General features: G+C 64.1%; 4 protein-coding genes. 2 read left to right on the top strand and 2 right to left on the bottom strand.

The window, feature by feature from the left end; genetic code table 11:
- Positions 1 to 148: 148 nt before the first annotated feature.
- Positions 149 to 2,716, bottom strand: coding sequence for a bifunctional acetate--CoA ligase family protein/GNAT family N-acetyltransferase (locus tag BN1133_RS06070; protein ID WP_050665650.1), 2,568 nt, complete (start codon positions 2,714 to 2,716; stop codon positions 149 to 151).
- Between the two features lie 150 nt (positions 2,717 to 2,866).
- Between BN1133_RS06070 and waaF the strand changes: the two genes are divergently transcribed.
- Positions 2,867 to 3,922, top strand: coding sequence for a lipopolysaccharide heptosyltransferase II (waaF, locus tag BN1133_RS06065; RefSeq protein ID WP_050665649.1), 1,056 nt, complete (start codon positions 2,867 to 2,869; stop codon positions 3,920 to 3,922).
- Positions 3,919 to 5,181 carry a lipid IV(A) 3-deoxy-D-manno-octulosonic acid transferase gene (gene waaA, locus BN1133_RS06060; RefSeq protein WP_050665648.1) on the top strand — a complete coding sequence of 421 codons (1,263 nt, stop codon included), beginning with the start codon at positions 3,919 to 3,921 and terminating at the stop codon, positions 5,179 to 5,181. The genes waaF and waaA overlap by 4 nt, the downstream gene beginning before the upstream one ends.
- A 68-nt stretch (positions 5,182 to 5,249) precedes the next feature.
- Here waaA and BN1133_RS06055 read toward each other — a convergent pair whose 3' ends face one another.
- Entirely contained in the window at positions 5,250 to 6,506 is a 1,257-nt protein-coding gene (locus BN1133_RS06055; RefSeq protein ID WP_050665647.1) for a PTS ascorbate transporter subunit IIC, read from the bottom strand.
- Positions 6,507 to 6,527 lie beyond the last annotated feature (21 nt).

Genomic DNA, 6,527 nt, shown 5'->3' with positions numbered 1-6,527 from the left:
TGAGATGGTCTTTTTGCATTTGCAGTTTTGAAAGGCTAGCGAGCCAATAAGAGGCTATCCCACTTGGGATGGCCTCTTTCTCTTAGGGGTTTGCTCACTCTCACCGAGCGACCGCGAGCTTGGCAGGCCCTGGTTTTCCATCCGCGCCTCACGGCGTGTTCACGGCGAGCGGCAGTACCATGCTCACCAGGTTATCCTCCATCGACACCTCTACCTTGAACCCAACCTTGCGCGCCAGGGTGACCATGCCCCGATTGCTTGGCATGGTAATGCCCGAGAGCTGGCCAATGCCCTTGTCGCGGGTGTAGCGCACCATCTTTTCCATCATTACCCGGCCCAGCCCCTGCCCCTTGAGATCGGAGCGTACCAGCACGGCGAACTCGGCATCTTGTCTATCCGGTGTCGACACGGCGCGCACCACCGCCAGGATCTGCTCCTGATAGGGAGGTTCCTGCCCAACGGCGACGAAGGCCATCTCCCGCTCGTAATCGATCTGGGTCATGCGGGCCAGTTCTTCATGGCCAAGCTCTCCCACGTCGGCGAAGAAGCGGCGATAGCGATCCTCGTCGGATACCAGGGAGACAAACTGCTTGTGTGCAGGCTCATCCTCCGGGCGGATCGGGCGCAGCAGCAGGCGGCTGCCGCTACGCAACCAGCCGCCTTCCTCCAGCTCGGTAGGATAGGGGCTGATAGCCAGTTGGTGGGACGAAGCCTCATGGTCCAGGGTGATGGTGGCATCGAGCACCGTCATTCTCTCCCCCTGTGCCAGCAGGGGGTGGAGGTCGAGCTCGGCGATGGCCGGAAAGGCGACCAACAGCTCGGAGAGTTGATAGAGCACCCTGGCCAGTGCCGGTACGTCGAGCGGCTCGGGTCCGCCACGATCGCGAATACAACCGCTGCCGAGGGCCCCCAGCACCTGATAGCGTGCCAGGGTCTGGTTGAGCGGTGGGAGTGAGGCCACCATCTGATGGGGCTGGCTGCCGGACTCCCCCAACAGGATGACGGGACCAAACAGGGGGTCACGCTGAATGCGTACTCTGAGCTCGATCCCGCCGCTGCGAGGGGCCATCTTCTGCACCAGCAGACCGTCGATACGGGCGCCCGGTTGGTTAAGCCTCACCCTATCCAGGATCGCATCGGCCGCCTGCGCCACTTCTGCCGGAGTGCGCAGGTTGAGCACCACGCCGTGCACATCCGATTTATGCGCTATGTCAGGAGAGCGCAGCTTGAGCGCCACCGGATACCCCAATTGATCCGCCGTCAGGGTCGCCTCGGTGGCGTCCCCCACAATCCAGGTATCGAGGGTTTCCAGGCCGGCAGCCGCCAGCAGTGGTCGGGCAAGGTGGGTATCGAGCCGTTGCTGTTGGCGCTCGGCCCCCTGGCGGATCAGGCGGGCACAGGTCTCGTAGTCGAGTTGGCCTGCCAGGGTGGCCGGGGTCTCCATCAGCTGGCGCTGGTTACGGCCATACTCGACCATGTGCATAAAGGCGGCGACCGCACTCTCAGGGGTGCGATAGGTGGGGATCCCGGCCTCATTGAAGAGGCGCCGTCCGCGCTGGGCCGAGTGTTCCCCCGCCCAGTTGGTCAAAATATTAAAGCGGCGTGCCCTGGGGTGGTTTCGCAAGGCTCCGATGATGGCCTGGGCCAGCGCCTCACCTTCTGCGGTGAGGGAGGGGGCGTGAATGATGAGGATAGCGTTGGTCTGCTCCTCATCAAGCAGGCCGTGCAGCGACCTGAGATAGGCATCGATGTCGGCGTCACTGCCGATGTCGAGGGGCGGGCAGGCAGACTTGCCGCCACGCTCGGTCAGCACATCCAGCGCCATGTTGGCCAATCCCCGACCATTGGCGATGATCGCCAGCCTCTCTCCCTTGAGTTGAGGGGCGTGACTCAGGGTCTCTACGGCGGCAAACAGCTCGTGGGTGTCGCGTACCCTCAGCATACCGGCGCGGCGGATGGCGGCATCATAGATGTTATCCGGCGTCCCCTCCCGATTGTGGCGCCCACTGCGCAGCACCAGGATCGGCTTGTTACGGGCGGCGGCGCGGGCGGCTGACATGAAGCGACGGGCGTCGCTGACCCTGTCCATGTAGAGCAGGATGGCGCGGGTGGTGCCGTCACGAGAGAGCTGGTCGAGCAGCTCATCACAACCCAGATCGAGATCATCGCCGAGGGAGATGAAGGTGGAGAAGCCCACCTCGTGTTGCTTGGCCCAGTCGAGGATGGTGGTACTGACCGCCGCCGACTGGGAGAGAAAGGCCACTTTCCCCGGCCGGGCGGCGATGGGGGAGAAGCTGGCATTGATGCCGAGATGGGGCATCAGCAGCCCCATGCTGTTGGGTCCGAGCAGGCGTATGCCTGACTGGGCCCGAATGGCTTGCAGGGCGGCCCGCTGCTCAATATCGAATCCGGCGGCGAGCAAGATGGCGGCCCCCACTCCCTTGTGGCCGAGCTGTTCGACCAGGGGGACCACCCGATGGGCGGCAGTACAGATGATGGCGAGATCCGGCACCAGAGGCAGTGCCGCTATGTCGGGATAGCTCAGCACGCCGCAGACGGCCTTATGGCGTGGCGTCACCGGCAGTATGGCGCCGCGGAACTGCCCGTCCAGCAGGTGGCGCATGATGACACAACCCGCCTTGGCCGGGTTGGTCGAGGCGCCTATGATGGCGATGGATGAAGGGTTGAGCAGACGTTCCAGACCACTGGGCTTCATGGCGATCCTCATGCTGAGTCGGGGCCCACCCAGTCTAGCCTGATTCCATCGGCGGATCTGTGAGCAGATGGGTGGAACTTCTGTTACGCCCCCGCGTCGGGATTGGGGCATAATCACGCCCCAGCAAAGTGAGAAGGCAAGAGTCGGTAGATGAAAATATTGGTGATCGGCCCGTCCTGGGTGGGCGATATGGTGATGTCCCAGAGCCTCTATAAGGCCTTAAAGGCAAACCATCCGGGATGCGAAGTGCATGTGATGGCCCCGGCCTGGTGCCGTCCGCTGCTCGAGCGCATGCCCGAGGTGGACAAGGCGCTGCCCATGCCACTGGGGCATGGGGAGTTCAAGCTGCTGGAGCGACGCCGCCTCGGCAAGCAACTGCGTGCCGAAGGGTACGCTCAGGCCATCATCCAGCCCAACTCCATGAAATCGGCCTTCATTCCCTTCTTTGCCCGCATTCCCCAGCGTACCGGCTGGAAGGGAGAACACCGTTACGGCCTGCTCAACGATCTGCGCAGCAACAAGTCTGCCTTCCCCCTGATGGTGGAGCGCTACGTGGCGCTGGCCCATCCCAAGGGGGAGATGAAGAGCCGTGCCGATATCCCGGCGATTCCCCATCCCTCGCTCTCGGTGGATCTGGTAAACCAACAGGCGGCCCTGGCCAAGCATGGGTTGGATACCGCCCGTCCGGTGCTGGTGCTCTGCCCCGGTGCCGAGTTCGGCCCGGCCAAACGCTGGCCCGAGGGGCACTACGCCGTGGTGGCCCAGCAGCATCTGGATGAGGGGTGGCAGGTGTGGATCTTCGGTTCGAACAAGGATGTGCCGGTGGCCAACACCATTCGCGAGCGGATCAATCCCCTTACCCGTGGTAACTGCCACGTGCTGGCAGGCAAGACCAATCTGCATGAGGCGATCGATCTGATGGCTCTGGCCGAGCGGGTCATCTCCAACGACTCAGGGTTGATGCACATCGCCGCCGCCCTGAACCGCCCGCTGATCGGTGTCTATGGCTCCACCTCCCCCCTCTACACCCCGCCGCTGGCGGAGCGGGTCGAGATCGTCCACACCGACATCGAGTGCCGCCCCTGCTTCAAGCGCACCTGCAAGTTCGGTCATCTCAAGTGTCTCCTCGAACTGCAACCGGAGCAGGTGATCGCCGCCGGCAAGCGGCTCGATCTGCCGGCCGAGCATGAGAAGGGCACCCCATGATCTGGCGGCTGGCGTATAACCTGCTGATCCATCTTGGACTCCCCCTTGCCCTGCTGGCGCTCTACAAGCCGAAACGGGGAAAACCCGGCTTCGGCGACCGCTGGGCCGAGCATCTGGGACGGGTGCCGCCGACGGGGCAGGCATCGCCCCTCTGGATCCATGCGGTGAGTGTGGGCGAGACCCTGGCCATCACGCCGCTGATCCGCGCCCTCAAGGTCGAGCGGCCGGACCTGCCGATCCTGCTCACCACCACCACCCGCACCGGCGCCGATCAGGCGGCCAAGCTGGGGGAGCTGGTGCAGCATCGCTACGCGCCGCTCGACTATCCCTGGGCGGTGGCCGCCTTTCTCGCGTCGGTGCGTCCGCGTGCCCTCTGGGTCATGGAGACCGAGCTGTGGCCCAACTGGCTGGCCGCCTGCGGAGCCCAGCACCTGCCTGTGAGCATCATCAACGCCCGTCTGTCGGAGCGCTCCTGCCGTCGCTATGCCCGTTTTCAGGGAGCCTTCGACACCCTGAGCCGCCCCCTGACCCACCTCTACTGCCAGCACAGGGATGATGCCGAGCGCTTTGCGCGTCTCGGGATCCCGGCCGAGCGGCTGACGGTGACCGGCTCTATCAAGTTCGACATGCAGTTTGGAAGCGACGTGGTCGAAGGGGGGCATGCCCTGCGCGCCGCCATCGGGCCGCGGCCGGTCTGGATCGCCGCCAGCACCCATCAGGGGGAGGACGAGCAGGTGTTGGCCGCCCACCGGCAGGTGTTGACGACCCACCCGGATGCCCTGCTGATCCTGGTGCCGCGTCATCCCCAGCGTTTCGATCAGGTGGCGGCCCTGTGTGATAGTGAGGAACTTCCCTGCGTACGCCGCGCTCGTGGCGAGTTGCCCCGGGCGAGCACGTCCATCTATCTGGGGGATACCATGGGTGAGCTACCCCTGATGCTGGGGGCGGCCGATGTCGCCTTTGTCGGCGGCAGTCTGGTGGGGATCGGCGGTCACAACCTGCTCGAGCCGGCGGCACTGGGTAAGCCCTGCCTGACCGGACCCGCCTACTTCAACTTCAGCGACATCACGCGCCAGCTGTTGGAGCAGGGGGGCGCCGAGGTGGTCAGGGATGCCCAGGCTCTGGGCGAGGCGGTCAGCGGGCTGCTGTCGGATGGGGAGCGTCGTCTGGCCATGGGCGATCAGGCCCGCGCCGTGGTGCTACGCAACCAGGGGGCCTTGGCCCGCACCCTCTCTCAGGGGCTGGCCGAGCTGGTATAACACTGTCTTGCGAGATAAAGAAACGGAGCGCAGCGCGCTCCGTTTCTGTTTGTCCTGACGGGAGGAGATCAACGGACGATAAGGCCGAGCAGGATCCCTACCACACCGAAGTCGGCATCGCTGAAGGTGGTGTTGGCAAAGCCGAGATCCCCCAGCACCGGCAGCAGGAACACCGGCAGGAAGGTGATCAGCAGGCCGTTGGCGAAGGCACCCAACATGGCGCCACGGCGACCCCCGGTGGCGTTGCCAAAGACCCCGGCGGCGGCACCGACGAAGAAGTGGGGCACCACACCCGGGATGATGACGGTCAGGCCCATCAGATAGAGCAGCACCATGCCCACCAGACCGGCGGCGAAGCTCGACAGAAAGCCGATCAACACGGCGTTGGGGGCATAGGGGAAGACGATGGGGCAGTCCAGCGCCGGCTTGGCGTTGGGGACCAGCTTGTCGGAGATGCCCTTGAAGGCCGGGACTATCTCGGCGATGACCATGCGCACCCCCTGCAGGATGACGTAGACGCCGGCGGCAAAGGTGATCGACTGCATCAGGGAGAAGACGAACCAGTGCTTGCCCTTGGCCACTTCCGCCACATAGTCCGCTCCGGCAAAGAGGGAGGTGATAAGGAAGATGATGCCCATGGTGAAGGAGATGGCCACCGGAGTGTCACGCAGGAACAGCAGGCTCTTGGGCACCTGCACGTCTTCGCTACTGTGGGCCTTGTTGCCGAACTTGGCACCGATCCAGCCGGCCAGCACGTAAGAGCAGGTGGAGAAGTGGCCGAGCGCCACCTCATCGGAGCCGGTGATCTGCTTCATGAAGGGGTGAGCCAGGGCCGGGAAGAGCACCATGGTGACTCCGACCACCAGGCTACCCACCGCGATCAGGGGGACGCCACTCATGCCGCCGGCGGAGAGGATAGCCGCGACCATCATGGACATGAAGAGGGTGTGGTGGCCGGTCAGGAAGATGAACTTCCATGGGGTCAGGCGGGCGATCAGGATATTCACCAGCATGGCGAAGAACATGATCATCGCCATCTCCTTGCCAAACGACTGTTGGGCGATGGAGACGATGGCCTCATTGTTCGGGACCACCCCCTTGATGCCGAAGGCGTGCTGGAAGATGGTAGCGAAGTCACCGAGGGAGTTGACCACCAGGGTAGCACCCGCCCCCAGGATCACGAAGCCCATGATGGTCTTCACCGTGCCCTTGATGCACTCGGTGACCGGTTTCTTCTGGGCGATGAGGCCGATGAGGGCGATCAGGCCGACCAGCACGGCTGGCTCTGACAGCACATCGAACATCAGGAAGTGAAAGAATGCCATGTTCTGCTCCAGGGGCGGCTG

The sequence above is a fragment of the Aeromonas schubertii genome (assembly GCF_000820105.1).
Classification (GTDB): Bacteria; Pseudomonadota; Gammaproteobacteria; order Enterobacterales; family Aeromonadaceae; genus Aeromonas; species Aeromonas schubertii.
Note: the sequence above shows the minus strand (reverse complement) of the source record. Positions and strands in the feature narration are given on the sequence as shown.

Coding starts and splice junctions, on each gene's coding strand:
- BN1133_RS06070 (WP_050665650.1), bottom strand. CDS start 2,716: ATGAAGCCCAGTGGTCTGGAACGTCTGCTCAACCCTTCATCCATCGCC.
- BN1133_RS06055 (WP_050665647.1), bottom strand. CDS start 6,506: ATGGCATTCTTTCACTTCCTGATGTTCGATGTGCTGTCAGAGCCAGCC.
- waaF (WP_050665649.1), top strand. CDS start 2,867: ATGAAAATATTGGTGATCGGCCCGTCCTGGGTGGGCGATATGGTGATG.
- waaA (WP_050665648.1), top strand. CDS start 3,919: ATGATCTGGCGGCTGGCGTATAACCTGCTGATCCATCTTGGACTCCCC.